Origin of the sequence: Janthinobacterium sp. SUN118 (assembly GCF_030397695.1) — a bacterium.
Lineage (GTDB): Bacteria > Pseudomonadota > Gammaproteobacteria > Burkholderiales > Burkholderiaceae_D > Janthinobacterium.
In genome coordinates this window covers 380345-407124 of sequence record NZ_JAPUBV010000002.1, presented here as the reverse complement: position 1 = coordinate 407124, position 26780 = coordinate 380345, and the positions used below count along the sequence as shown (strand labels likewise).

The 26780-nt window shown below is 63.9% G+C and carries 26 protein-coding genes and 1 riboswitch; of the genes, 12 read left to right on the top strand and 14 right to left on the bottom strand.

All coding sequences use genetic code 11. The features are described 5' to 3' along the window. Positions 1-5: 5 nt before the first annotated feature. Positions 6-575, top strand: a complete 570-nt coding sequence (locus O0880_RS17450; RefSeq protein ID WP_071325734.1) for a type II secretion system protein N — start codon at positions 6-8, stop codon at positions 573-575. A gap of 74 nt (positions 576-649) precedes the next feature. Beyond that, positions 650-2914: a patatin-like phospholipase family protein gene (locus O0880_RS17445; protein WP_289887772.1), complete on the top strand. Its 2265-nt coding sequence runs from the start codon at positions 650-652 to the stop codon at positions 2912-2914. Here O0880_RS17445 and O0880_RS17440 read toward each other — a convergent pair. Next, positions 2887-3678 carry a helix-turn-helix transcriptional regulator gene (locus tag O0880_RS17440; protein WP_071325732.1) on the bottom strand — a complete coding sequence of 264 codons (792 nt, stop codon included), beginning with the start codon at positions 3676-3678 and terminating at the stop codon, positions 2887-2889. The two genes, O0880_RS17445 and O0880_RS17440, sit on opposite strands and share 28 nt — an antisense overlap. Positions 3679-3844: 166 nt before the next feature. Here O0880_RS17440 and O0880_RS17435 point away from each other — a divergent pair, with 166 nt between their 5' ends. Continuing rightward, positions 3845-4459, top strand: a complete 615-nt coding sequence (locus O0880_RS17435) for a porin family protein (protein WP_289887771.1) — start codon at positions 3845-3847, stop codon at positions 4457-4459. A 136-nt stretch (positions 4460-4595) separates the two neighbouring features. Here O0880_RS17435 and O0880_RS17430 read toward each other — a convergent pair whose 3' ends face one another. The 8 genes from O0880_RS17430 to O0880_RS17395 all read right to left on the bottom strand — a co-directional run bounded on the left by O0880_RS17430 (position 4596) and on the right by O0880_RS17395 (position 12058). Continuing rightward, positions 4596-4790, bottom strand: a complete 195-nt coding sequence (locus O0880_RS17430; protein ID WP_071325730.1) for a hypothetical protein — start codon at positions 4788-4790, stop codon at positions 4596-4598. 15 nt (positions 4791-4805) lie between these two features. After that, positions 4806-6158 carry an ATP-dependent protease ATPase subunit HslU gene (hslU, locus tag O0880_RS17425; protein ID WP_071326752.1) on the bottom strand — a complete coding sequence of 451 codons (1353 nt, stop codon included), beginning with the start codon at positions 6156-6158 and terminating at the stop codon, positions 4806-4808. Between the two features lie 136 nt (positions 6159-6294). Continuing rightward, on the bottom strand, positions 6295-6831 hold the full coding sequence (gene hslV / locus O0880_RS17420; RefSeq protein WP_010394217.1) for an ATP-dependent protease subunit HslV: 537 nt from the start codon (positions 6829-6831) through the stop codon (positions 6295-6297). Between the two features lie 223 nt (positions 6832-7054). After that, on the bottom strand, positions 7055-7507 hold the full coding sequence (dksA, locus tag O0880_RS17415) for an RNA polymerase-binding protein DksA (RefSeq protein ID WP_034753066.1): 453 nt from the start codon (positions 7505-7507) through the stop codon (positions 7055-7057). Between the two features lie 478 nt (positions 7508-7985). Then, a complete protein-coding gene (locus O0880_RS17410; RefSeq protein ID WP_071325729.1) occupies positions 7986-9086 on the bottom strand; it encodes a GTP-binding protein in 1101 nt (366 codons plus the stop codon). Between the two features lie 135 nt (positions 9087-9221). Then, the gene (locus O0880_RS17405) at positions 9222-10169 is read right to left on the bottom strand and encodes a tyrosine recombinase XerC (RefSeq protein WP_289887765.1); all 948 of its coding nucleotides are present in this window, start codon (positions 10167-10169) and stop codon (positions 9222-9224) included. A 7-nt stretch (positions 10170-10176) separates the two neighbouring features. Beyond that, positions 10177-10854 carry a DUF484 family protein gene (locus tag O0880_RS17400; RefSeq protein ID WP_289887764.1) on the bottom strand — a complete coding sequence of 226 codons (678 nt, stop codon included), beginning with the start codon at positions 10852-10854 and terminating at the stop codon, positions 10177-10179. 184 nt (positions 10855-11038) lie between these two features. Continuing rightward, the gene (locus O0880_RS17395) at positions 11039-12058 is read right to left on the bottom strand and encodes a porin (protein WP_071325726.1); all 1020 of its coding nucleotides are present in this window, start codon (positions 12056-12058) and stop codon (positions 11039-11041) included. 417 nt (positions 12059-12475) lie between these two features. Here O0880_RS17395 and O0880_RS17390 point away from each other — a divergent pair, with 417 nt between their 5' ends. Continuing rightward, a complete protein-coding gene (locus tag O0880_RS17390) occupies positions 12476-14005 on the top strand; it encodes a hypothetical protein (protein WP_289887763.1) in 1530 nt (509 codons plus the stop codon). Between the two features lie 10 nt (positions 14006-14015). On the opposite strand, the gene dapF is transcribed toward O0880_RS17390, so the two are convergent. The 3 genes from dapF to O0880_RS17375 are packed head-to-tail and all read right to left on the bottom strand — an operon-like array spanning position 14016 to position 16632. Continuing rightward, on the bottom strand, positions 14016-14879 hold the full coding sequence (gene dapF, locus O0880_RS17385; protein ID WP_289887762.1) for a diaminopimelate epimerase: 864 nt from the start codon (positions 14877-14879) through the stop codon (positions 14016-14018). A gap of 11 nt (positions 14880-14890) precedes the next feature. After that, positions 14891-15766 (bottom strand): lipid A biosynthesis acyltransferase, encoded by an 876-nt coding sequence (locus O0880_RS17380; protein WP_289887761.1) that lies wholly within the window; start codon positions 15764-15766, stop codon positions 14891-14893. After that, on the bottom strand, positions 15763-16632 hold the full coding sequence (locus tag O0880_RS17375; protein ID WP_289887759.1) for a lysophospholipid acyltransferase family protein: 870 nt from the start codon (positions 16630-16632) through the stop codon (positions 15763-15765). Before O0880_RS17375 ends, O0880_RS17380 begins: the two co-directional genes overlap by 4 nt. Before the next feature lie 188 nt (positions 16633-16820). Between O0880_RS17375 and metK the strand changes: the two genes are divergently transcribed. The 4 genes from metK (at position 16821) to metF (ending at position 20886) form a co-directional block, all read left to right on the top strand. After that, complete coding sequence (gene metK / locus O0880_RS17370) at positions 16821-17987, top strand: methionine adenosyltransferase (RefSeq protein WP_071325721.1); 1167 nt, start codon at positions 16821-16823, stop codon at positions 17985-17987. 123 nt (positions 17988-18110) lie between these two features. Next, a riboswitch (S-adenosyl-L-homocysteine riboswitch) is annotated at positions 18111-18179 on the top strand. A 27-nt stretch (positions 18180-18206) separates the two neighbouring features. Further along, positions 18207-19631 carry an adenosylhomocysteinase gene (gene ahcY / locus O0880_RS17365; RefSeq protein WP_071325720.1) on the top strand — a complete coding sequence of 475 codons (1425 nt, stop codon included), beginning with the start codon at positions 18207-18209 and terminating at the stop codon, positions 19629-19631. 81 nt (positions 19632-19712) lie between these two features. After that, positions 19713-20069, top strand: a complete 357-nt coding sequence (locus O0880_RS17360; protein ID WP_071325719.1) for a phage holin family protein — start codon at positions 19713-19715, stop codon at positions 20067-20069. After that, complete coding sequence (metF, locus tag O0880_RS17355; RefSeq protein WP_071325718.1) at positions 20056-20886, top strand: methylenetetrahydrofolate reductase [NAD(P)H]; 831 nt, start codon at positions 20056-20058, stop codon at positions 20884-20886. Before O0880_RS17360 ends, metF begins: the two co-directional genes overlap by 14 nt. A 15-nt stretch (positions 20887-20901) precedes the next feature. Here the strand turns inward: metF and O0880_RS17350 are convergent, their stop codons facing one another. Further along, positions 20902-21429, bottom strand: a complete 528-nt coding sequence (locus O0880_RS17350; protein WP_289887758.1) for a 5-formyltetrahydrofolate cyclo-ligase — start codon at positions 21427-21429, stop codon at positions 20902-20904. A gap of 158 nt (positions 21430-21587) precedes the next feature. Here O0880_RS17350 and O0880_RS17345 point away from each other — a divergent pair, with 158 nt between their 5' ends. From O0880_RS17345 to O0880_RS17330, 4 genes are all read left to right on the top strand, one after another. Further along, positions 21588-23513 carry a lytic transglycosylase domain-containing protein gene (locus O0880_RS17345; protein WP_289887757.1) on the top strand — a complete coding sequence of 642 codons (1926 nt, stop codon included), beginning with the start codon at positions 21588-21590 and terminating at the stop codon, positions 23511-23513. Positions 23514-23535: 22 nt separating this feature from the next. Beyond that, positions 23536-24252: a glutathione S-transferase family protein gene (locus tag O0880_RS17340; protein WP_071325715.1), complete on the top strand. Its 717-nt coding sequence runs from the start codon at positions 23536-23538 to the stop codon at positions 24250-24252. A 13-nt stretch (positions 24253-24265) separates the two neighbouring features. Continuing rightward, on the top strand, positions 24266-25363 hold the full coding sequence (locus tag O0880_RS17335; RefSeq protein WP_289887756.1) for a multifunctional CCA tRNA nucleotidyl transferase/2'3'-cyclic phosphodiesterase/2'nucleotidase/phosphatase: 1098 nt from the start codon (positions 24266-24268) through the stop codon (positions 25361-25363). Positions 25364-25450: 87 nt separating this feature from the next. Beyond that, on the top strand, positions 25451-26167 hold the full coding sequence (locus tag O0880_RS17330; RefSeq protein ID WP_289887755.1) for a GNAT family N-acetyltransferase: 717 nt from the start codon (positions 25451-25453) through the stop codon (positions 26165-26167). Here O0880_RS17330 and O0880_RS17325 read toward each other — a convergent pair whose 3' ends face one another. Continuing rightward, entirely contained in the window at positions 26168-26692 is a 525-nt protein-coding gene (locus O0880_RS17325; protein WP_034753092.1) for an Lrp/AsnC family transcriptional regulator, read from the bottom strand. Positions 26693-26780 lie beyond the last annotated feature (88 nt).

Below are 26780 nucleotides of genomic sequence, written 5' to 3'. Positions count from 1 at the left end.
AAACCATGAAGCGTTTGCCCCAACTTGTAAGCCTGGTCGCCGTCGTGGCGCTGTCCGTGTCGCTGGCCTATTGGGCCATGCAGCTGTTCAAGGCGCCGCAACGCCCGATCAACCCGCCCGCCGTGCCGGTGGTGCAGGACGCCAGCGTGGAGGCGGGCGCCTCGCTGTTCGGCGGCCAGGTCAGCGTGGCCACGGCCAGCAACTACCAGCTCAAGGGCGTGGTGGCGGCGGGCAACGGCCGCGGCAGCGTGGCCATCATCTCGACCGACGGCAAGCCTTCCGTGGCCTTGCCCGAGGGCGCCGAGGTGGTGCCCGGCGTGACGGTGCTGGAAGTGCATGCGCGCCACGTGCTGCTGCAGGATGGCGGCGTGAGCAAGCGCATCGACCTGGTGGCGGACGACAAGGCGCTGGCCATGCCGGCAGTGCTGCCGGCCACGCCGACGCCGACTCCCGCCCCGGCGCCGGCCGCGACGACGAACCTGGTGCCGCCACCGATGCCGATGGAGACGCAGCAGCGTCCGACGATGATGCCGGCGCCGGCCCAGGTGACGAGCGTGCAGCCGCCGTCAAATTGATGCATTAATCAGCACCTTCGCTTCAACCGCATTTTTGCCGATGGCGCCGTGCCGCCATCGCTACAGGAGTCTTCATGTTTTCGATCCGTGCCGTCCTGGCAGCAGGCTGCATGGCGGCGCTGTGCGCGCTGCCGCAAGCCGGCGCCGCCGCTGACACTCCCGCCGCCACGTCTTCCCCTGCCGCCGCGCAGCCATCATCCGCCGCGCCCGTGCCGGCGCGTCCGCGCATCGCGCTGGTGCTGTCGGGCGGCGGCGCGCGCGGCCTCGCGCATATCGGCGTGCTGAAAGTGCTGCAGGAGCTGCACGTGCCGGTCGACATGGTGGTCGGCACCAGCATGGGCGGCGTGGTCGGTGGCGCGTATGCGGCCGGCGCTTCCGTGGCGGACCTGGAAAAGATGGCGCGCGAAACGAATTGGGCGCGCGTGGTGGCCGACCGTCCGCCGCGCGACGAACTGGTGTTCCGCCGCCGCGAAGAGGATTTACTGCTGCCGTCGCGCATCGAGTTCGGCATCAGCCGCAACGGTATTTCCACGCCGCCGGCGGCGGCCAGCAATGCGGCGCTGGAGATGGCCTTGAACCGGCTGCTGCCCGCCGGCATGCGCGACCGTCCCGCCAGCCAGCTGCCGCTGCCTTTCCGTTCGGTGGCGTCGGACCTCGTCAGTGGCGAGCTGGTGGAGCTGGTCGACACGCCGCTGTTCCTGTCGATGCGCGCCTCGCTGGCCGTGCCGGGCGTGTTTTCGCCCGTGCGCGTGAATAACCGCCTGGTCGTCGATGGCGGGCTGGTGCGCAACCTGCCCGTCGACATGGCGCGCGCCATGGGCGCCGACATCGTCATCGCCGTCAACGTGGGCACGCCGCTGGCGCCGGAAAAGGAGCTGGGCAGCGCCATCGGCGTGGCGCAGCAGATGCTGCAGATCCTCACGGAGCAGAACGTGCAGCGCTCGCTCAAGGAAATGCGGCCACAGGACATCCTCGTGGCGCCCGACCTGACGGGCGTCAGTTTCCTCGACTTCGAAAACTATGCGCGCGCCATGCGCGCCGGCGAACAGGCGGCGCAGGCGCTGGCCACGCGCCTGGCGCCGCTGGCCCTGCCGCCGGAGCAGTATGCGGCGCGCGAGCAGCTGCGCCTGGCCGCGCCGGCCCTGCTGGACGTGGCCCTGCCGCTCACGCGCCTGGCCGTGGAAAGCGAAGGCGATATCAATCCGCGCATCCTGCAAGCCCAGTCCGGGCTGGTGGAAGGCCAGTCAGTCACCCAGGAAGACGTGCTCAAGGCGGCCGGCAAGCTGTATGGACGCGGCGACGTGGCGCGCGTGGAGAGCGCGGTGGTGGACGCGGGCGAGCAGCGCACGGTGACCATCAAGGCGGTCGAGGCGCCGTGGGCCAGCAACCGCCTGCGCGTGGGCCTGGAACTGGCCAGCGATTTCAAGGACAGCAACAACTTTGCCCTGAAGCTGCTGCATGTGCGTTCGAACCTGAACAGCTGGGGCGGCGAGTTGCGCAGCACGGCGCAGATCGGCAATGCGCGCGGTTATGGCGTGCAGTTCTGGCAGCCGCTGGGCGCCGGCAACCCGTGGTATATCGCGCCGCAGCTGCAATACACCTCGTCGGCGATGGATTTGTTCGACCAGGGCCGGCGCAGCGCGCGCCTGGCCTATAACGGCCAGACGGCGGCGCTGGTGCTGGGACGCCAGTTTGGTACCTGGGGCGATTTGCAGTTTGGCGTCACGCGCAGGGAAGTCAAGGGCAAGCTGGCGATTCCGGCCGACCCCGAGATGCCGGAGTTGCGCGCGCTGGGCACCACGCAGTTCGTGCAGTTCCGCGTCGATACGCTCGATTCGCCCGGCTTTCCCACGCGCGGCGTGCTGTTCGACGCCACCTGGACGCGCGATACGACCACGGGATCGGGCGAAACGGCCGTGGGCCAATCCTCCATCACGGGGTTGAAGGCGTTTAGCCGCGGCAACTGGGCTGGCCATGTGTATGGCGAATGGGCGCGTTCGCAGCGTGGCGAGGCGCCGCTCAACCTCGGCGGTTTCCTGCGCCTGTCCGGCACGGAATTTCAATCGGTGAGCGGGCGCAGCATCGCCCTGGCGCGCCTGGTGATGGCGCGCCGCATCGGTTCCCTGCCGAGTACCCTGGGCGGCGCCGTGCGGGCCGGCTTTTCGCTGGAAATGGGCGGCGGCTTCGATCAGAGCGAACGCTGGAAGGCCAGCAAATTCACGCAGGCGAGCAGCGCCTTCATCTCGGTCGACACGCGCTTCGGCCCCGTCTACATGGCCTCGGGCGCATCGAAGGGCGGCGAGAGCACGTTCTACCTGTTCCTGGGCCCTGTCTGGTAGCTGGCGCCCGGCGCCGGCGGCGCGGCGGGCGCGCTGCGGCGCAGTGCCGTGAAGGCGGCGAATTCCCATGAGCGAAAACCCAGCAGCAGGGTAAAGCCATCGCGTTCGGCCGGCGCCAGGCGCCGGTCGCTCTGGTGCAGGCGCGCCAGTTCCTCGGCCAGCTGGCGGATCTTTTGCACCATTTCCTGTGCGCTGGGCAGGCACAGGCGGGCCGGGATGCACATCAGCGTCTCGCCGGCGCCGTCAAAATGCCCGCTGAAATAGTCGGCCACCACATGCTCGCGGAAGTACTGCTGCACGGGACCGTCGGCCAGCCAGTGGAAGGCGTTCGAGACGCGCAGGCTGTAGCGGTTCAGCGGCTTGAGCTCGATCAAGCCCAGCCGGTCCAGCTCGGCCAGGCAGACGATGCATTCGGCCTGCGTCAGCGCATACGTTTCCACTACCTGCTCCACGCTCCAGTGGCCGAGGCAGCAGATCGCCACCAGCAGCAGGCGCGGATGCGCCACCAGCGACTTTTCCTGCACCAGGGTGAGCGTGTCGGCATGCGGCGTGATGTCGGCCGCGCCGCGCAGCACGTCTTCCATGGCGATGCCGGAGGCCTTGCAGATCAGGGCCAGGCGCGAGAGCGACATGTCGTGCTGGCCAAACATGCGCTTGACGCTCGATTCGCTCATGGCGATGCGCTCGGCCAGCACCTTGTAGGTGATGCCGGCGGCGCGCAATTGGGTGCGCAGGACGCGCAGGACCAGTTCAGGCGAACTCACGATAGTTCCTTTCTACAAGTTTGGTAGCGGATGCCGGTACCGAATGTAGCCCTTAATGGCACTTTGCACAAGGAGATAGTACTTCCAGGCAAAAGAGATGACACTCCCGCTTGTGGCCCGCACAGCGCGCTACAACCAGGCACTCATTCACTTGTAGAGGTTATTCATGTCCATCCAATTACGTTTCCCAGTAGCGATGCTGGCGCTTGCCGCCATCGCTCCCCTGTCCGCCTTTGCCGCCGAGCCGGCGCCGGGCCCCGTCTACATGGGCGCCAGCTACGGCTTTCGCGCCAACACCGACCTCGATTGCGTGCCCGCCCAGCGCGACTGCGACAAAAGCAGCAAGCGCAGCGGCAAGGCCTACGTGGGCTACACTTTCGACGCGCTGCCGTTTCAGGGCGGCGTGGCCGTGCCTGCGATTGAGCTGGTGGGGTATCTGGGGGGAGAGGTCAAGTCCGGCTTCGACACGGGCGCCGGCAAGCGCGCTGGGCGCGGCAAGTTCACGGGCCTCGGCATGCAGGGCGTGCTGGCCTACAAGTTCGATGCATTCACCCTGAGCGGACGCGCCGGCGCGGCCTACACGCAGGGCAAGGTCGATTATCCGGACGGCGGTTCGGACAAGAAGGACAAGATAGGCCTGACCTACGGCATCGGCACGGCTTACGCGCTGAACAAGAACTGGTCGCTGCACCTGGACTGGGACCGCGTGCCAGTGAAGTACAGCAGCAAGCAAACGACCAAGGTCGACATGTTTTCGCTGGGCGCGTCCTACCGCTTCTAAGGCGGACGCCGGGCAGACGATGGCCTGATCGCGGACGCCCCCATCGGGGGTGTCCGCAGGCGGCCTGCGATGAGCACGCCGCAAGGCCTTGATTCATGCTGCTGCGTCCAGGCGCCTTGCCCTGGACATTTCAAGATCAGTCTGTGACGTCTGCTTTCTGCAGCAGTTTCGCCAGCAGGCGTTTTTCCTGCTGGCGCTGGCCGGAGACGGTCTTCACGTGCGCGCCGGCGGCGCGCTGCAGGGCCGCGGCGGCCACCGGGTTGCGCGGTTTTTGCGAGGGTTCGACGCGGAACTGCATTTTCTGCCGCGTCGCCAATGCCTTGTTTGCCATCGGTCCCCTCCCTGTTTACAGCACGTAGCGCGACAGGTCTTCGTTGACCGACAGCGCTTCCAGGCGTTCGTTGACGTAGGCGGCATCGATCACCAGCAGGTTTTCCGTGCTGCTGCTGCCTTCGCTGGCCGTAAACGACACTTCTTCCAGCAGTTTTTCCATCACCGTGTGCAGCCGGCGCGCGCCGATGTTTTCCGTGCGCTCGTTAACCGAGTAGGCGATTTCCGCCAGGCGCGTGATGCCTTCCGGCGCGAATTGCAGCTTCAGGTTTTCCGTCGCCAGCAGCGCTTCGTACTGCATCGTCAGGCAGGCGTCGGTGCTCGTCAGGATGCGCTCGAAGTCCGAAATCGACAGCGATTCCAGCTCCACGCGGATGGGGAAGCGTCCCTGCAGCTCGGGGATCAGGTCCGACGGTTTCGACAGGTGGAAGGCGCCCGAGGCGATGAACAGGATGTGGTCCGTGCGTATCATGCCGTACTTGGTGTTGACGGTCGTGCCTTCGACCAGCGGCAGCAGGTCGCGCTGCACGCCGGCGCGCGAGACGTCGGCGCCGCCCGCTTCGGAACGCGAGGCGATCTTGTCGATTTCATCTAAGAAGACGATGCCGTTCTGCTCGACGTTCTGGATGGCCTTCTGTTTCAGCTCGTCCTCGTTCACCAGCTTGGCCGCTTCTTCCTCGACCAGCAGTTTCAGCGCTTCCTTGATCTTGACCTTGCGCGCCTTCTTGCGCTGCCCGCCCACGCCCGAGAACATGGACTTGATCTGTTCCGTCATTTCTTCCATGCCCGGCGGCGCCATGATTTCCATCTGCGGGCCCGCCTCGGCCAGCTCGATCTCGATTTCCTTGTCATCGAGTTCGCCCTGGCGCAGGCGCTTGCGGAAGGTCTGGCGCGTGCTGTCGCCGCTGCCCGTGTCCACGGCCGCCGCCGTATTCGGCGTGAAGCCGAAGTCGCGCGCCGGCGGCACGAGGATGTCGATGATGCGGTCTTCGGCCGCGTCTTCGGCGCGCGCGCGTACTTTTTTCATCTCCAGCGCGCGCGTCTGCTTGATGCCGATGTCGATCAGGTCGCGGATGATGGTGTCGACGTCGCGGCCCACATAGCCCACTTCCGTGAACTTGGTCGCTTCGATCTTGATGAACGGCGCCTCGGCCAGCTTGGCCAGGCGGCGCGCGATTTCCGTCTTGCCGACGCCCGTGGGGCCGATCATCAGGATGTTCTTGGGCGTGATTTCATGGCGCAGGGGTTCGGCCACCTGCTGGCGGCGCCAGCGGTTGCGCAGGGCGATGGCGACGGCGCGCTTGGCCTTGGCCTGGCCCACCACGTGCTTGTCGAGTTCGGTGACGATTTCCGACGGGGTCATGTTCATGATCATAATGGCTTTCTATCTTTCTTTTGCGTAGAGTGCCCGAAAAACGTTCAGGGCAAGGCGCGTGGCCGCAGGCAGTACCTTTTTGTACGCCCAGGCCATGCAACGCAGCCATGGGCGTTTTCTCGAAGGACTCTTAGTCCAGGGTCTCGATGATGTGGGACATATTCGTGTAGATGCAGAGTTCCGCGGCGATGGTCAGCGATTTCTTGACCACTTCGGCCGGCGACAAGTCCGTGTTTTCCTGCAGCGCCTTGGCGGCCGACTGGGCGTAGGTGCCGCCCGAGCCGATGGCGCCGATGCCGTCTTCCGGCTCCAGCACGTCGCCGTTGCCCGTGATGACCAGGGTCGACTCGCTGTCGGCCACCAGCAGCATCGCTTCGAGGCGGCGCAGCACGCGGTCGGTGCGCCAGTCCTTGGCCAGTTCAACAGAGGCGCGCAGCAGGTTGCCCTGGTGTTTTTCCAGCTTGCCTTCAAAACGGTCGAGCAGGGTGAAGGCGTCGGCCGTGCCGCCGGCAAAGCCCACGAGGACCTTGCCCTGGTACAACTTGCGTACCTTGCGGGCCGTGCCCTTCATGACGATGTTGCCTAGCGTAACTTGCCCATCGCCGCCCAGCGCGACTTGCTTGCCGCGCCGGACGCAGAGGATGGTGGTGCCGTGAAATTGTTCCATAGTGACCTCAAAAGATTCGTGCCTATGCGTGCAGCGTCATGCGTGTGCGCGCCCATGGCCCAAAAGTGGGGATGGAAAAGGCAATTGCAAGCGGCATGTGCCACTGTCGCGCCTGCTTCAGTGTAGTCGGCGCGGGACGAAAAAAAAGCACGCAACCGGGGTTGTGTGCTTTTTTATTCGCCATCGCCAGGCCGCCGGGGCGGCCGCGCAAGGGACGGGGCGATCAGTCGCCGTAGAGTTTTTGCTTCAGTTCGCGCCGTTGCTGGGCTTCCAGCGACAGGGTGGCGGTCGGACGGGCGATCAGGCGCGGGATGCCGATAGGCTCGCCCGTTTCTTCGCACCAGCCATAGTCGCCGGCGTCGATGCTGGCGATCGATTGTTGTACTTTCTTCAGCAATTTGCGCTCGCGGTCGCGCGTGCGCAGTTCCAGCGCATGCTCTTCCTCGATGGTGGCGCGGTCGGCAGGATCCGGTACCAGCACGGTTTCACGCAAGTGTTCCGTGGTTTCGCCTGCGTTTTTCAGCAAGTCTTTCTCGAGCTGTTGCAGACGTGCCTTGAAGAATGCCAGTTGTGCCGGATTCATGTAGTCATCTTCGCTCATGGCGCGAATTTGGTCTTCGCTGATGAGAGGGATGTCTTGGTTGGCGGCCGGGGTCGATTTATTAGTTTTGGTCATAACTTCGCTTACCTTCGATACGACAGAGTTTTCAAATTGATCAGTTGATCGGCGATGCCGAGCAACTGTACAGGTTCCGCTTGGCATTGCTGTCCAGCTGTACTGCTTGCGACCTTGGCTTGCCGGCGGTGGCCAGGACTACCGGCCGGCGATAATGCCATGTTGATAACTTTTTGCCGCTATATGCCGGTCTCGCTCGCCGCGTCGACCTGCGTGTTGGGTGGATCGGTTGCATGCCTGGCATGCGGCCAGCGGCAGTTTGCCAGCATTTCATGACAGGCGAACGACATGGGCCGTTTTCGTCGCTGATTTTGGCACGCTTTGCTTTATATTGCCATCCCGATTTGTTGACTAGCCGATCAGATGTGGCCACTTGTTGGTTTATGCCAGCAAGATGTTCGTCAGGCAGGGGGAAAGCATGCTTAACTTTCCCTTTTGTTTCTGCTTTGCAACAGATACTTCGCAAAACCCGGCTAGTTTATACCAAACATTGTTCGAGTCCGCGAATAAAAATGTCTTTTGGTAGATTTTTGCCAATAAAGACCATTTTGCTGCCACGCACCTCGTTCTCGCCCCATTTGGCGCCCAGATCGCTGCCCATCAGCTGGTGCACGCCCTGGAATACCACCTTGCGTTCGGCGCCCTGCATCAGCAGCACACCCTTGTAGCGCAGCATGCGCGGGCCATACACCTGCACCAGGCCGCCGAGGAACTCATCAAGCTTGGCGCTGTCAAACGGTTGCGTGCTCTTGAAAACAAAGGCGGCGATGTCGTCGCTGTGCTGCGCATGGTGGTGGTCGGCATGGCCGCAATCGGTGGCGCAGGCTGCGGTGTGCTCATGCTTGTGCTCATGCGCATGGCCGTGTGCGTGCTGATCTGCGTGTTCATGCGCATGGTCGTGATCGTGGACGTGCTCGCTTTCGGTGGCGAGGAAATCCGGGTCCAGTTCCAGCTTTTCATTCAGATTGAAGCCGCGGATGTCGAGCACCTCGGCCAGCGGCGCGCGGCCGAAGTCGACCTTGCCGATGGGCGCGCGCGGATTGATGCGCTTCAGGCGGCGCGTCAGGGCGGCCACGTCGTCTTCACTGACGAGGTCGGTTTTCGACAGCAGCAGCTTGTCGGCAAAGCCCACCTGGCGCTGCGCCTCTTCGTATTCGTCGAGTTGCTTCATGGCATGGCGCGCGTCGACCACGGTGATGATGGCGTCGAGCATGTAGTGGCTGCCCACTTCCTCGTCGACAAAGAAGGTTTGCGCCACGGGGCCGGGATTGGCCAGGCCCGTCGTTTCGATGACCAGGCGGTCGAACGCGATCAGGCCCGCATCGCGCTTTTGCGCCAGGGCCGACAGGGCCACGATCAGGTCGCCGCGCACGGTGCAGCAGATGCAGCCGTTGTTCATCTCGATGATTTGTTCGTTGCTGTCCTGCACCAGGATTTCATTGTCGATGTTTTCCTGGCCAAACTCATTCTCGATCACGGCGATGCGCATGCCGTGGTCTTCCTGCAGTATGCGGTTGAGCAAGGTGGTTTTGCCGGCGCCGAGGAAACCGGTGAGTATGGTGGTGGGAATCAGTGCCATGAGGAATGCATGCCTATGCTGTGGTTCGGTGGTGCCGCCGCGCAAGCGGGCGAATCCGGACGATTATGCCGGAATTTTGCAAATGCTTGCAAATGGGCGCCGATCCGCTTGATATGGATCAGGCCGGCGTTCTCTTTACTTGACCTTGGCGCGCGGGTGGGCCTGGTCGTACACGTGCGCCAGGTGCTGGAAATCGAGGGCCGTGTAGACCTGGGTCGAGGTGATGCTGGAATGGCCCAGCATTTCCTGCACGGCGCGCAAGTCGCCCGACGATTGCAGCACGTGCGAGGCGAACGAGTGGCGCAGCACGTGCGGATGCACATTCGCGGGAATCTCCGTGGCCAGCGCGTGCGCCTTCAGGCGCAGCTGCAAGACGCGCGGCGAGATGCGCGTGCCGCGCGTGCTCAAAAACAAGGCGGCGCTGCCATCCCTGGCCGGCGGGCGCACGGCCAGCCAGCTGCTGAGGGCGACGAGGGCGGCCTTGCCGACCGGCACCTTACGCATCTTGCTGCCCTTGCCCGTGACGATGACTTCGAAGCTGGCCATGTCGAGCCAGCCCAGCGAGGCGGGCTGGCCGTTGTCGGCCTTGCTGTAGTGGGTGTCCAGGCTGGTCAGTTCGGAAACGCGCAAGCCGCTCGAATACAGCAGTTCGAACATGGCGCGGTTGCACAGCTGCTCCGCTTCGGCCTGGCCCTGCTGGTGTTGCGCGGGCGCCACGAGGCGCACGGCGTCGTCCACCGACAGCGCGCGCGGCAGCGTCCTGGCCCGCTTCGGGGCGCGGATGCCGTCGACGGGGTTGGCGTCGAGTGCCGTTTCACCGCTGAGCCAGTTGAAGAAGCCGCGCCACGACGACAGCTTGCGCGCGATCGAGCGCGGGTCGAGGCCGCCTGCGTGCAGCTTGGCCGTGTAGCGCCGCACTTCGTTGTGCGCCAGGGCCGTCCAGGGCGTGTTGCCGCTCAGTTCCAACAGCGCGCGCAGGTCGCGCCCGTAGGCGTCCAGCGTGTGCGGCGACAGTTTGCGCTGCGTGGCCAGTTGCGCCAGGTAGGCGTCGAGCCATTCGGCCTTGCCGCGCGTCGCATTCATGGCGTTCTCAGGCAGGCGCACCGGCGCGCAGCGCGGCCAGGGCGGCGCTGGCCGTGGCGCCGATGTGCACGAGGAAATCCGTGCCCATGCTCGAGGTGAAGCGCTCGCTGTCGGGCGAGCCGAGCACCAGCAGGCCGAAGGTGCCCGTGGTGCCGGGTGCGCGCAGGGCGATCATGACGGTCGATTCGATTTTCTCGGCCTGCAGCCAGTGCACGGCTTCGAAATCGCGGTTGCTGCCGCAATACGGTGCTTGCAGGCTGTTGGCGAACATGCGCACGTCGGCCGTGACATCTTCCGTGAACCAGCCGTTGGCGTGTTCCGGCAGCACTTGCCACAGGCGCAGGCTGACGTGGGGCACGTCGAAATTGCTTTGCAGCGCATCGACCAGCACGCGCGGCATGGCCGCATCGTTGCGCACCTGCAGCATGGCCTGGTTCCAGCCGTGGAATTTGCTGGCGATGTCGCCATTTTCCTCGGCCACGCGGCTCAGCTTGGACATGCGCAGTTCGAGCGCCTTGTATTTGTCGCGCATCACTTCCATTTGCCGCTCCTGCAGCGAGATGGTGCGTCCCGTCAGCGGGCTGCTCAGTTTGACTTCGCCGAGCAGAGCGGTATGCTCTTCGAAGAAATTCGGATGCTCGCTCAGATACTGGGCGACGGTGCTGGAATCGAGTGTGGCGGTCATTGATAGTGTCAGATGATAGAAGGGTGAACGCTTAATTCTAACCGAGAGTGCCGCGGCATAGGCGCAAAGGGCGCCACGTGCGTGCATTTTCCGCGCGCCCATGAAAAAGGCGGCATGGTTGCCCATGCCGCCTGGTCTTCCCTGCGTCTGGCCTGTCACCCGCAGCGGGCGACAGGCGCAGCCATTAGAAGTTGTGGTGTACGCCCAGACCGATGTAGGTGATCGAGGTGGCTGCCTTGCGGTTCGAGATGTCCGCGTACAGGTAGGTGCGCTTCGACAGGTTGTAGTCATAGCCCAGCGATGCCTGCTTGGTCTTGGTCACGCCATCCGGCGTTTTTTGACCGTAGCCAGCGCGGATCTTGCCTGGGCCAACGTCGTAGTTGGCGCCGACCAGCCATGCCTTGGTATCGGTATTGATGATTTTCAGGCCGCTGTCATCCTGATGCTGGTACGACGCCATCAGTTTCAGTTCCGGGACCGGATTGAACGATGCCGCAACCGACCACAGCTTGGCTTCCAGCGCATTGCGCTCGTAGGCGGCCATGGCGGCGAATTGCGAGTTGGTGTACGTGGCCGAGACCGAGTATGGATTCGAATCCGGCGTGGCATTGGCCGGTACGCCGTGGTTGCCAGGCGTGGCGATGACGGCGGCGTTGCCATTGGCTTCCTTGGCGGCGACGGTGGCGTTGATCTGGAAGCCGCTGAACACTGGCGAGTTGTAGAACACGGCGTTCGAGAAGCGGTTACGCGAGTTGCCTGGCGCGCTCAGTGGATCGCTGCTGTAGGCGGCCACGGTGATGTCGGTCTGGAAGCCGGCTGGCGTTGGCATGCCCGACCATGGTTCGAACGCGGTGCTCGATTCCTGGAATGCGGTCAGGCCACGGCCCAGGCGCACGGTACCGAAGTCGCCTTGCAGGCCGACGCGGCTTTGACCCTGGAACAGCGGACGGGAATTGTTTTCCAGCGTGCCGGTGTCGGATTCATAGCGAATTTCCAGTTGGAAAATGGCTTTCAGGCCATTGCCCAGATCTTCCGTGCCCTTGAAGCCCAGCTTGTTGTTGTCGCGTTTCGTCACGGCAGTGGTCGAACCGGTCGTTTTGCCCAGGCCAGCATCAACCGTGCCGTAGATTTGAACGGACGACTGTGCTTGTGCGGTTGCGGCAAATGCGCCGAAGAGTGCGAGGGCAACGAGTGATTTTTTCATGTCTTATTCCCTATTTAAAAGTGAGTTCCGTCCGAGATCCGAGCAGATTGAAATGCGCCAATTGCCGCGTTTCGATGAATGAACCTTAATTCCTCGGCGTGCCGGGCGCATGGGATTGGTCAAATATGCGTGAAAAGATTGGTGGAAAGCGCCATAAATCCATGGCCCTGTTGTATTTTCGTAACGCAGCGATTGCTTCGCGGCGGACGCCGGCGAGCGCCGTTTACCCCTGCCATACCTCGCGCAAACCCGCATGCTGGCGTGGTGGCGGCCCGATATTGTTGCGTTGAATCAAGTTCTTACGCCCGTATCGGCGGATTTGTGACACAAGGACGTTACACTAGGGGACGGCCTGCATCGACGGGCCCGGAGACCGTTCACCATTATTAGAATCATTGACTCAAATATCGAGAATCGATGGCAAATCGCGAAACACTAGGATTGATCAAGGGGGCGCGTGCGGGTGACGTTGCCTGTCAGCTGGCACTGGGACGCGTCTATCTGTTCGGGCAGGGCGTGCCGCAAAGTTTGCCCACGGCCCTGCACTGGCTGGCGCGGGCGGCCCAGGAGGATAGCCAGGAGGCATGTTTGCTGATCGGCACGCATGTGCCGTTCGAGCTGGCGCAACCGGCGGCCAAGGCGCTGATACCGTATTACGCGCAAGCGTACGATGCGGGGCTGGTGCAGGCCGGGCTGGTGCTGGCGCAACTGGTGCTGGGCAATGCCGCCAGCACCAGTTGCGACACCTTGCGGGCCAAGGCGCGCCTGGGGCTGGAGGCGGCCGTGCGCGCCGGCTTGCCCGATGCACAATGGCTATTGTCCTTGCAGCAAGGGCCGTCGGATACGTTCATGCCGGCCGTCAGGCAGGCCGCGGCGCAGGGCGGCGATGTCGATACGCACGCGTGGCTGGAGCAGGCCTGGAACACGGGCGACCATGCGGCATTCCTGGCGCAGGGCTTGCCGCTGGCGCGCGAGCTGTTGCAGCGCCAGGCGGCGGCAGGCGCGCGCACGCTCGCCCTCGATGCGCAGCAGGTGCTGTTGCTGTCGCGCTGCGCCCAGGCGCTGGCGCCCGGCGGCGGTGCCGAAGGCTGGCAGTGCTGCGAACTGGCGGCGCATGGCGGCGACCGCACGGCGCAGCTGGAGCTGGGACTCGGCTATGCGCGCATGGATGCGCATGGCCAGCGCCTGGCCACGCGCAATGGCGCGGCGAATTTCAAGCGGGCAGTGCGCTGGCTGACGCAGGCTGGCGAGCAGGGCCTGGCCGAAGCCTGGTTCGTGCTGTCGCGCATCTATACGAAACCGGAATTTTCCCAGCGCAATGTGGTCGAAGCCCAGTCCTGTCTCGAACGCGCTGCCGACCTCGGGCATGGCCCGGCCCAGCTCGAATGTGGGATGCATGCGTGGCGCACTCGCCGCGAAGGCGTGAACAGCGACGTGCGTGCCGCCTACTGGCTGCTGCAGGCGCAGGCGCAAGGCAGCCATGAAGCGGAGGCGGCGCTGGCGCGCATCGCGCCGCGCGGCGACGCCGGCGACTGGGGCCAGTGCGGCGTCCTGCATGCGGGCGCGCAGCGGCGCCAGCTGGGGCAGAACCACCCCTTGCTGGCGGCGCGCCTGGAACTGGCGCGCTGCTTCCACCTGTCGCGCGCCGAAGCGCTGCTGCTCGATGTGCATGCGGCCGACCAGGGGCATTGCTTGTTGATCGATATCAGTGCCACGCACGGGCGCGGCAAGCGGCGCCTGGTGCTGATCCGCACGGCGCAGGAGCGCCAGGTGCTCGATCAGGTGATGCGCCTGTTCGAACGCGTCGATTGCGGCATGGATGGTCCGGAAGGCAATTACCGGCAGCGCTTGTACCGCCTGAAATGCTACCTGGCCGAGCTGGAGTCGGCGCAGGCGCACGTGCCGCAGGACGATCTGGCGCAGGAGCGGCAGTTCCTGGCGGCATGAGGCAAGGGGATTACAGTTCTATCGTGCCTTCGAACACGGTCACGGCCGGGCCCGTCATCAGCACGGGCTGGCCCGGACCTTGCCAGGCGATCGACAGTTCGCCGCCGCGCGCGCTGATGCGCACGGGCGAATCGAGCAGGCCGCGGCGTATGCCGGCCACGGCGGCGGCGCAGGCGCCCGTGCCGCAGGCGAGGGTTTCGCCCGCGCCCCGTTCGTACACGCGCAGTTTCACGTGGTGGCGGTCGACGATCTGCATGTAGCCGGCGTTGACGCGGCGCGGGAAGCGCGCGTGGCGTTCGATCAGCGGGCCCGACACTTCCAGGTCTTGCGCATCGACATCGTCGACCACTTGCACGGCGTGCGGATTGCCCATCGAGACCACCGACACCAGGACCGTGGCGCCATGGCCCGGCAAGGCCAGGTCCAGCGGCCACAGCAGATCCGTGCCTTGCGCCACGCCGTCCAGGCCATTCGCGTCGAACGGCACCAGCGCGGGCTCCAGCACGGGCGCGCCCATGTCGACCGTGATGCTGCCGTCCGCCTCGAGGCGCGGCGCGATGACGCCGGCCATCGTTTCCACGCTGATGCTGCGCTTGTCGGACAGGCCTTTTTCGCTGACGAACTTGACGAAGGCGCGGGCGCCATTGCCGCATTGCTCGACTTCGCCGCCATCGTTGTTATAGATGCGGTAGCGGAAGTCGCAGCCGGGCAGGCGCGGCTTTTCCACCACGAGGATCTGGTCGGCGCCGATGCCGAAACGGCGGTCGGCCAGGCGCTGCCACTGGGCCGGCGTGAAGTCGATGTCTTGGTTGATGGCGTCGATGACGATGAAGTCATTGCCGGCGCCATGCATCTTGGTAAAGTGGAGTTTCATGGTGTGCCGTGTCACTTGTGCTGGTTATAGAACGACGCTTCGCCTTCCGGGCGCGTCTTGAAGCGCTTGTGCGTCCAGAAGTATTCGGCTGGCGCCTCGCGCACGCGTTCCTCGATGAATTCGTTCATGCGGCGCGTGGCGGCCGTGATGTCGTCGCCGGGATAGTCATCCCAGGCCGGATAGTAGGTCACTTTCCAGCCCTGGTAGTTGGGCAGGAAGGTGGCGATGACGGGGATCACCTGCGCGCGCGCGGCCAGCGCCAGGCGCGCCGTGGCCGTCAGCGTGGCGGCCGGCACGCCGAAGAAGGGCACGAATTCCGCATCCTTCTCGCCAAAATCCATGTCCGGCAGCATGAAGTAGGGCAAGCCGTCGCGCAGCGCGCGCAGGATGGTCTTGATGCCGTCCTGGCGCGTAAACAGCTTGGGCGGCTTGAAGCGCGAGCGGCCCGCGCGCAGGGCCTGGTCGAAGACGGCATTCTTTTGCTGCACATACATCGACGAGGCGGAGATCTCCATGGCCGTGGCGGCGCCGGCCACGTCGAGGCAGACGAAGTGCGGGCACAGCAGGATGGTCGGCTTGTCGGCGATCTGCTGGCCCGGGAAGGCCGGCACTTTTTTGATCAGGCGGTTCAGGCGCGCTTCCGGGGCCCACCACAGGATGCTGCGCTCCCACACGCTGCGCGAATAGGCCTGGAAATGCTGGCGCGCCAGGGCCACGCGCTGCGCTTCCGTCAGTTCCGGCATGCACAGGCGCAGATTGGTCAGGGCGATCCGGCGCCGCGTGGGCATGGCGATGAACAGCACGCTGCCGACGGCCACGCCGAAGCGGCCGAGGATGGGCAAGGGCAGCCAGTGCAGCAGCCACATGAAGGCGATCAGCAGTCTCATGCCGGCTCCTTGCCCGCATCCGGACTGGCTGGCGCCGGCGGCGGCGCGCCGCGCGGCACCTTGTAGCGGTTGTAGCTCCACAGGTATTGCGCGGGACTGCGCGCGATCAATTGCTCCATGGCCGCGTTGATGGTGCGCGCCTGTTCGGCCGAGGTGCTGTCGAGCGACTCGGTGAAGGGCACGAAATGCACGACGTAGCCGCGCCCGCCCGGCAGGCGCTCGGCATAGGTGATGATGACTTCGGCGCCGCCCATCTGCGCCAGCTTGGCCGGCAGGGTCATGGTGTAGGCGGGACGGCCGAAGAAGTCGGCCCACACGCCTTCGCCCTCCTGCGGCACCTGGTCGGGCAGCAGGCCGATCGGCTGGCCTTTTTTCAGGCACTTGGCGAAGATGCGCACGCCCGACATATTGGCTGGCGCCAGCATCAGGTTTTCGCGCGCGCGCGCGCCTTCGATCAGCGGTTTCAATGCGGCGCGCTTGGGCGGGCGGTACATGACGGTCAGCGGCGTGCGCAGGGCGATCTGCTGCGCGACGATTTCAAAGCAGCCCAGGTGCGGCGTCAGGAAGACGATGCCGCGGCCGTGCTGCAACGCTTTTTCCACCAGTTCCCAGTTTTCCACGGTGGCATGGCGCGCCACGCGCTCGGCCGGCGCGCACCAGATGAAGGGCAGTTCCAGCACGCTCTTGCCCGCTTCGGCCACGGCCGTGTGCAAGTGTTGCGAAAACCCCGCACCTTGCATGTTCTCGCGCATGCGGCGCCGGTAGGACGGGGAAATGGCGTAAATCACCCAGCCGAGCGCAGCGCCCAGGCCATGCAAGACCGGCAAGGGAAAGACGGATAAGAAGCGGAAAATAGGGACTAACATGAATAAGCTGTTTCCAGGAATGGCGTGTTGCCGTGCCAAAATTTTTTAAGAAGCGTAAAATACCACGTATGCAGTAACCGCTGAGTTAATAGACAACTTGCGAAGCGGAATATAAATATCGCTAAAGCGTCGCAGGCAAAATCCTCTTTACTGCGACAGAACATTCACATAGTAATCAGGAGCTTGCAATGTCAAACGACTATCTCTTCACTTCCGAATCCGTCTCGGAAGGCCATCCCGACAAGGTTGCCGATCAAATTTCCGACGCCATCCTTGACGCCATCCTGACCCAGGATCCAGCCGCCCGCGTGGCCGCCGAAACCCTGTGCAACACCGGTCTGGTGGTGCTGGCTGGCGAGATCACCACTCACGCCAATGTGGATTATATTCAAGTTGCGCGCGAAACCATCAAACGCATCGGCTACGACAACACGGAATACGGCATCGACTACAAGGGTTGCGCCGTGCTGGTGGCCTACGACAAGCAGTCGCCGGACATCGCGCAAGGCGTCGATGAAGGCGCGGGTATTGACCTGGATCAAGGCGCTGGCGACCAGGGCCTGATGTTCGGCTACGCCTGCGATGAAACGGCCGAGCTGATGCCTGCCGCCATCCACTACGCGCACCGCCTGGTCGAGCGCCAGTCGCAGCTGCGCAAGGATGGCCGCTTGCCATGGCTGCGTCCGGATGCGAAATCGCAAGTGACCCTGCGCTACGTCGATGGCCGCCCGGTCGGCGTGCACACGGTCGTGCTGTCGACCCAGCATGCACCGGAAATTTCCCATTCGCAGATCGAAGAAGCGGTGATCGAGGAAATCATCAAGCCCATCCTGCCGCGCGAATGGCTGACCGAAACGAAATTCCTCGTCAACCCGACGGGCCGTTTCGTCATCGGCGGTCCGCAAGGCGATTGCGGCTTGACCGGCCGCAAGATCATCGTCGATACCTACGGTGGCGCGGCCCCGCACGGCGGCGGCGCGTTCTCGGGCAAGGATCCGTCGAAAGTCGACCGTTCGGCAGCCTACGCGGCCCGCTACGTGGCGAAGAACATCGTCGCGGCCGGCCTGGCGCGTCAATGCCAGGTGCAGGTCAGCTACGCCATCGGCGTGGCCAAGCCGATCAACATCACCGTCTACACGGAAGGCACGGGCGTGATTCCCGATGCGGAAATCGCCAAGCTGGTGCTGGCGCACTTCGACCTGCGTCCAAAGGGCATCGTGCAAATGCTCGACCTGCTGCGCCCGATCTACCAGAAGAGCGCCGCCTACGGCCACTTCGGCCGCGAAGAGCCGGAATTCACGTGGGAGCGCACCGACAAGGTGGCCCTGCTGCGCGACGCCGCCGGCCTGAAGTAATCTAGTCAGACTGGCAAGAAAAGCGCCCCGGCCTGCTGGCCGCGGGCGCTTTTTTTATGTGTTGTTACGTGGCAATGCCGTGCAAACAGGCTGGCGCGCCGGCCTTGACAATGATAAAATCCCGTGTCCGAGGAGCGTTGCGACGAAGAAATTCGCCAGGCTCGGAATATCCTGCAACCGCGCTCACGTACCTTTTTCAACAACTGAAAGGAGGGCGTGATGAACGCCGTACTCAAATCGCAACACGACTACACCATCGCCGATATCACCTTGGCCGCATGGGGCGACAAAGAAATCAAGATTGCTGAAACGGAAATGCCTGGCCTGATGGCCATCCGCGAGGAATTCGCGGCAGCGCAGCCTTTGAAAGGCGCGCGCATCACCGGTTCCATCCACATGACCATCCAGACCGCCGTGCTGATCCAGACCCTGGAAGCACTGGGCGCGCAAGTGCGTTGGGCATCGTGCAACATTTACTCGACGCAAGACCACGCCGCCGCCGCCATCGCTGCCGCCGGCACGCCGGTGTTCGCCGTCAAGGGCGAGTCGCTGGACGACTACTGGGAATACACGCACCGCATCTTCGAATGGCCATCGGTTGACGGCAAGGCTGTCTACTCGAACATGATCCTCGACGATGGCGGCGACGCTACCTTGCTGCTGCACCTGGGCGTGCGCGCGGAAACCGACCTGTCGGTGCTGGCCAACCCCGGTTCGGAAGAAGAAATCTGCCTGTTCAACTCGATCAAGAAACACTTGCTGGCCGATCCGACCTGGTACTCGAAGCGCCTGCCGGAAATCCTCGGCGTGACGGAAGAAACCACCACCGGCGTGCACCGTTTGTACCAGATGCACAAGGAAGGCAAGCTGGCCTTCCCAGCGATCAACGTCAACGATTCCGTCACGAAATCGAAGTTCGACAACCTGTATGGCTGCCGCGAATCGCTGGTCGACGGCATCAAGCGCGCCACCGACGTGATGATCGCCGGTAAGGTCGCCGTCATCGCCGGTTACGGTGACGTCGGTAAAGGTTCAGCGCAAGCCATGCGCGCCCTGTCGGCCCAGGTATGGGTGACGGAAGTCGATCCGATCTGCGCACTGCAGGCGGCGATGGAAGGCTACCGCGTGGTAACCATGGATTACGCCTGCGAACACGGCGACATCTTCGTTACCTGCACCGGCAACTACCATATCCTCACGCACGATCACCTGACGCGCATGAAAGACCAGGCCATCGTCTGCAACATTGGTCACTTCGACAATGAAATCGACGTTGCTTCGCTGAAGCAATACGAGTGGGAAAACATCAAGCCGCAAGTCGACCACATCATCTTCCCGTCGGGCCGCCGCATCATCCTGCTGGCCGAAGGCCGCCTGGTCAACCTCGGTTGCGGCACGGGCCACCCGTCGTACGTGATGAGCTCGTCGTTTGCCAACCAGACGATCGCCCAGATCGAGCTGTACGCGAACACGGCCAACTACCCGGTCGGCGTGTACACCTTGCCGAAACACCTCGATGAAAAAGTCGCGCGCCTGCAGCTCAAAAAGCTCAATGCGCAGCTGACGGAACTGACGCAAGAGCAAGCCGACTACATCGGCGTGCGCACGGAAGGTCCATACAAGCCAGACCACTACCGCTACTAATCGGTAGTCCGGGGCTGTAACTCATCCTCCGATGGCCGGCGTCCGCCGCCGGCCTGACCTCACTTTTGACAGGCTAGAGAAATGCGCTTGCTACTGATTTGGTTTATCAATGCGGCAGCCCTGTTTGCCGTCCCGTATCTGATGCACTCGGTGACGATGAGCAGCGGCTGGACCGCGCTGCTGGCCGCCGCCGTGCTGGGACTGGTCAATGCCCTGATCCGTCCTTTGCTGATCCTCTTGACCCTGCCCGTGACGTTTTTGTCGCTGGGCCTGTTCATCCTGATCATCAATGGCTTCATGTTCTGGCTGGTGGCGCAGATGATCGACGGTTTCCATGTCGCCAGTTTCTGGTCGGCCGTGGGTGGTGCATTGCTGTACAGCGTCATTTCCTGGGCCTTGTCGACCTTACTTTTGAGTCATGACGATGGCAAACCATAACTTCAGTATTGAGTTTTTCCCGCCGAAAACCCCGGAAGGGGCGGAAAAGCTGCGCGCCACGCGTGTCAAGTTGTCTGAATTGCATCCGAAGTACTTCTCGGTGACGTTCGGCGCCGGCGGCACCACGCAGCAAGGCACGCTCGACACCGTGCGCGAGATCCTGGCGGCCGGCGAAGAAGCTGCGCCCCATCTGTCTTGCGTCGGCGGCTCGCGCGAATCGATCCGCGCCGTGCTGGCCGATTTCAAGGCGGCGGGCGTGAACCGCATCGTGGCCTTGCGTGGTGACTTGCCGAGCGGCTATGGCGCCTCCGGCGAGTTCCGCTACGCCAACGAGCTGGTGGAATTCATCCGCGCCGAGACGGGCGACCATTTCCATATCGAAGTGGCAGCCTATCCGGAAGTGCATCCGCAAGCCCGTTCGCCACAGGACGACCTGAACGCGTTCGCGCGCAAGGTGCAGGCCGGCGCCAATGCCGCCATCACCCAGTACTTCTACAATGCCGACGCGTATTTCCAGTTTGTCGAGCAGACGCAGAAGATGGGCATCAACGTGCCTATCGTGGCCGGCATCATGCCGATCACGAATTACACGCAGCTGATGCGCTTTTCGGACATGTGCGGCGCGGAAATTCCACGCTGGGTGCGTCTGAAACTGGCCAGCTTTGGCGACGACAGCGCCTCGATCAAGGCCTTCGGCCTCGACGTGGTCACGGGTCTGTGCGAACGCCTGCTGGAAGGCGGCGCGCCAGGCTTGCATTTCTATAGCATGAACCAGGCGGCCGCCACGACGGCCTTGTGGCAGCGCCTGGTGAAGTAGCCGCGTTCTGATCCGTCAGAGCAGATCGCCCTCGGTCACGATGTGATCGAGGGCGATGTCGTATTGGCCGTTAGGAAAGCTTGCCGCCAGGCAGGCATACGCGATGCCGAGCGTGCGCGGACGCGGCGTTTGCGCCAGGGTGCGGTCGTAATAGCCGCCGCCATAGCCGAGCCGGTAGCGTTCCGCGTTAAAACCCAGGCAGGGCACCAGCAGGGTCGCGGGCGCCGGGTGCAGGCGCAACTGCGCCGGCATGGCCACGCCCATGCCATCCTTGACCATGGGCTCGCCCGGCGTCCAGCCGGAAAACGCCAGCGGCGCATGCTTTTCCAGCACCACCGGCAAGGACAATGCCACGCCGCGCGTGGCCAGCTGCGCATACGCGCCGTGCAAGTCCGGCTCGCCATGCAGGGGCCAGTACACGCCCAGTTCCCCGATATTTTCCTGCGCGCACCAGTCGAGCAGGCGCCGCGCGATGGCCGCATCCCATTGCGCGCGCGTGGCCTCGGGCAGGGCGCGCCGGGCCGCCAGCAAGGCCTTGCGCAAGCCGGCTTTGTCCTGTGGCGCAATGGGTGGCCGTGTAGCCGGATCGCATGTTATTCTAGGGTCGCTATTCATATCACCATCAAGTTAAGATTGAGAGTCGTACATTGATTTCCCCACTGAAATGGATTGCCGGCACGATGCTGTGTGTTGCATCGGCCATGTCTCCCCTGGCCGTCCTGGCCCAGGTGTCCGCCACTGCAACGCCCGCCGCGCCCGATACGCGCAGCGAGGACGACGCCTTCCTGCTGCTGCGCGACGCCGCGCGCAAGGATGACGTCGACAAGGCGGATTTCTATGCCGGGCGCCTGACGAATTACCAGATTCCCTCATATGTTGACTATTATCGGCTGAAACCGCGCATCAAGCAGTTGAGCGAAGCGCAATTTCGCGATTACCTGAACCGCTACAAGGGCAGCGCCATCGCCGACCGTTTCCGCAACGACTGGTTGCTGGAGCTGGGCCGCAAGCGTGACTGGCTCGTCTTTGATGAACAATACCCGCAATTCGCCCTCGACGACGACACCCAGCTCAAGTGCTATGCGCTGATGTCCCGCATCGCCAAGGGACAGAACGTGGCGCCCGAGGCGCGCACCCTGCTCGTGTCGCCGCCTGGCTATGGCGAAGCGTGCGGCAGCCTGATCGCCGCGCTGGCGCAAAGCGGCCAGTTCGACACGAACGACCTGTGGGCGCAGATCCGCCTGGCGGGCCAGACCAATGCCACGGGTCCGGCGCGCCGCATCGCGCTGCTGCTGGGCGCATCCGACGCGAAGATGGCGCAGGCGATCGACTTGCCGGCGCTGGTGCTGGCCAAGGGCGCGGGCGCCAGCCGTGCCGACCATGAAATGTACCTGGTGGCTGTAGGCCGCATGGCGAAAAGCACCTTGAAGCTGGGCGTGGTGGCGCTGCAAAAGGCCAGCGCGCAACTGACGGCGCAGGAACAGGCCATCGGTTGGGCCAGCCTGGCCCTGCAGGCGTCGTATGCGCTGGCGCCGGAAGCGTTTGAGTATTGGCAAAAAACCAATGGCGCGCCCCTGACCCAGGAGCAGATGCAGTGGAAGGCGCGTATCGCCTTGCGCGAAGGTAACTGGCCGCTGGTGAAGGCCAGCATCCAGGCCATGCCGGCCTCGCTGCGCGCGGACCCGACCTGGGTGTACTGGCTGGCGCGCGCGCAGCAGGCGGAAACGCCGGGCCGCCCGAACGCCCAGGCCGACGCGCTGTACCGCACGATCAGCGAACAGTCGAACTTCTATGGCTTGCTGGCCAACGAGGAACTGGGCAACCATCTGGTCTTGCCGCCGCCGGGCCAGCCGATCAGCCCGACGGAAATCGCCGCCATGGCCGCCAATCCGGGCCTGCAGCGGGCCTTGAAATTCTTCAATATGCGTTTGCGCTTCGAAGGCACGCGCGAGTGGAACTGGGAATTGCGCTCGATGACGGACCGCCAGCATCTGGCGGCTGCGGAATTTGCGCGCCAGAACAATGTGCTCGACCGCATGGTCAACACCTCGGACCGCACGCGCCTGGAAGTGGACTATACGCAGCGCTATCCGACGCCGCACGACGACGTCATGCATCCGGCCACGCAAACCCTGGGTCTGGACAAGGCCTGGGTGTATGGCCTGATCCGCCAGGAATCGCGCTTCATCATGGATGCGCAGTCGCACGTGGGCGCCTCCGGCCTGATGCAGGTCATGCCGTCGACGGCCCGCTATGTGGCCAAGAAGATCGGTCTGACCGATTTCGTCACGGAAACGCTGAGCGATGTGCGCACCAACGTCTTGCTGGGCACCAACTACCTGAACATGGTGCTCGGTGGCCTGGACGGCTCGCAAGTGCTGGCCAGCGCCGCCTATAACGCGGGACCGGGGCGCCTGCGCATCTGGCGCGCCACCATGACGCGGCCGCTGGAAGGCGCCATCTTTGCCGAGATCATTCCCTACACGGAAACGCGCGGCTACGTGAAGAACGTGATGGCCAACGCCACCTATTACGCAGCCCTGTTCGAAAAGAGCCCGCAGTCGCTGAAGGCGCGCCTGGGCACCGTGGGACCGAAAAACAGCGCCGTCGCGGCCGATTTGCCTTGAACCTTTCCTGGAATAGCTGATTATGCAAACGACCATCCTTGATCCCAGCCTGACGCAAGCCCTGGCCGCCGCGCGCGAGCCGGGCCTGACCCTCATCATCGGCAACAAGAATTACTCATCCTGGTCGATGCGCCCGTGGGTGGCCATGACGGCCTTCGGCATCCCGTTCCAGGAAGTGCGCGTGCTGCTCGACCAGAGCGACACGGCGACGAAAATCGCCGAGTATTCGGCCTGCGGCCGCGTGCCCGTGCTGCTGGCCGGCGAGATGACGATCTGGGACAGCCTGGCCATCTGCGAATATCTGGCCGAGCAGTTTCCGGACAAGCATTTGTGGCCGCAGGACGTGGCCGCGCGCGCCATGGCGCGCTGTGTCTGCGCGGAAATGCATTCCGGCTTCGCCGGCTTGCGCACCGACATGTCGATGAATATCAAGGCCAAGCTGCCGGGGCGGGGCCGCACGGCCGCCGCGCAGGCGGACATCGGCCGCATCAGCGAAATCTGGGAAGAGTGTCTGTCGCGCTTTGGCCACCACCAGTTCCTGTTTGGCGACTTTTCCATCGCCGACGCATATTTCGCCCCCGTCGTCATGCGTTTCCGCACCTATGGCGTGAGCCTGGCGCCGGCGCTGAACGCGTATTGCGAGCGCGTGCAGGCGCACCCGGCCGTGGCGCGCTGGATCGCGGAAGCGCTGGCGGAAACGGAAACGGCGCCCAAGCACGACGCGGAATTACCCGATTAAAGAAAAGTTCACCATGAAGATTTACACGGTCGGTGGCGCGGTGCGCGACCAACTGCTGGGACTGCCCATCAAGGACCGCGATTACGTGGTGGTGGGCGCCACGCCCGAGGACATGCTGCGCCGCGGTTTCCGGCCCGTCGGCAAGGATTTCCCCGTCTTCCTGCACCCGCAGACGCAGGAAGAGTATGCGCTGGCCCGCACGGAGCGCAAGACGGCCCCCGGCTACCGGGGCTTTGTCTTCCACACGGCGCCCGACGTCACCCTGGAAGACGACCTGGTGCGGCGCGATCTCACCATCAACGCCATTGCCATGGCCGAGGATGGCAGCCTGACGGACCCGTTCGGCGGCGTCGCGGATATCGAGAACAAGGTGTTCCGCCACGTCTCCGGCGCGTTCGGCGAGGATCCCGTGCGCATTTTGCGCCTGGCCCGCTTTGCCGCCCGCTACGACGCTTTCACGGTGGCGCCCGCCACCATGGACTTGATGCGCCGCATGGTGGCTGACGGCGAAGTCGACGCCCTCGTGGCCGAGCGCGTGTGGCAGGAAGTGGCGAAAGGCTTGATGGAAGCGCGGCCGTCGCGCATGCTGACCGTGCTGCAGGATTGCGGCGCCCTGGCACGCATCATGGGCGAGATCACCATCGGCGCGCGTTTGCTGCAGGTGATCGACCATGCTGCCGCGCAAGGTGTTGACTTGCCCGTGCGCTTTGCGGCCTTGATGCTGCATATGCGCAAGGATGCCATCGAGCAGTTGAGCGAGCGCCTGCGCGTGCCCAATGAATGCCGCGAACTGGCCGTCATGGCGGCCCGCGAACGGGACAATATCAACGGCGCGCTGGACTTGAGCGCCGAGGCCATCGTCAGCCTGTGCGAGCGCTGCGACGGCTTGCGCAAGCCGCAGCGCTACGCGCAGATGCTGCAGGCCGTCGCTTGCGATGGGCTGGTCGCCGGCGACTTTGCGCCGGCGGTGCGCCTGCAGGGCGGCCTGGATGCGGCGCGCGCCGTCAACGCGGGCGCGCTGGCGCAAGGCTGCACGGACCCGAAACGCATCCCGGAAGTCATCCATGCGGCGCGGGTGGCGGCCGTGGCGGCCTTCCTGGCCCAGGCTTGAACGGCGGGAATACGCTACAATGGCGCCATGATGCTGCACTGCACAATAATGACTTGACGTGCGGCAGCACCGCTTCCAGGAGTCGACGTGACCTTACCCAAGCTGTTTCAAAACCCGTTTCGCCGCTGGCTCAGCCGTAGCGGCGGCGCGCGGCCGACCGTGCTCGTCAAGCAACTGCATGAGCGCGACCGGCGCCGCATGATGAAGCATTTCCTCTCGCTCGAGCGCAGCGACAGGCTGCTGCGCTTCGGCAGCGCCTTGCCCGACGAACTCGTGGCGCAGTACGTGCAGAAGATGGATTTTTCGCGCGACATGATTTACGGCGTCTACAACAGCTTGTTCAAGCTGGTGGGCGTGGGGCATCTGGCGTTTGCGCCGAAGGACCAGTCGCCGGCGAAAAGCATGGTGACGGACAAGGAGCAGGTGGCCGAGTTTGGCGTGTCCGTGTCGAAATCCATGCGCGGCATGGGCGTGGGTTCGAAACTGTTCGAGCGGGCGGCGATCCACTGCCGCAACAACGACGTCGACACCCTGTACATGCATTGTTTGTCGTCCAACAAGACGATGATGCATATCGCCAAGAAGGCGGGCATGGAAATCCAGCGCGACTATGGCGAAGCCGATGCTTATTTGAAACTATTGCCGCCGAACCCATCGAGCATGCTGCAGGAAGCCGTGCAGGAGCAGTTCGCCATGTTCGACTACACGTTCAAGGCCAATGCGCGCGCCGCGTACAAGCTGTTCGAGCGCTTGCCGGGGCGCAAGAAGCCGGTGCTCCCCCCGCCGCCGCCGCCAGCCGAGTAATTACAGCAGCGGCAGGGCCGTCGTATCCTTGATGCGCTGCAAGGCGAAGCTCGATTTGACGTCCAGCACGGCCGGGTGGCGCAGCAGGGTCGCCATCATGAAGCGGGAAAAATGCTCCATGTCTTCCACGTGCACGCGCAGCAGGTAATCCATCTCCCCCGTCATCGCATAGCACGCTACCACTTCCGGCCATTGCGCCACGGCTACGGCGAAGTCGGCGCGCGGCGACGTGTTCGTCACCAGGTTGGGCGCCAGCACGCGCGCCGTGCTGTGCGCGGTGGCGTCGCTGTGCTTTTCCAGGCGCACGTTGACGTAGGCCAGCAAGCCCAGGCCGATCTTTTCCGGGTCCAGCAGGGCCACGTACTGGCGGATCACGCCCGCTTCTTCCAGCCGTTTGACGCGGCGCAAGCATGGCGACGGCGACAGGCTGACCTGCTCGGCCACGTCCTGATTCGACAGGCGGCCGTCGGCCTGCAGGACGGCGAGGATCTTGCGGTCCGTTTTATCCAGCGTAATTTTGCTCATGCTTCCTCCGGTGGTTCTTGTTTCACGCAATATTATTGCGCAAATCATGATTGTTCGGGAGATCTTTGGCATTTAATGCCCACAGACC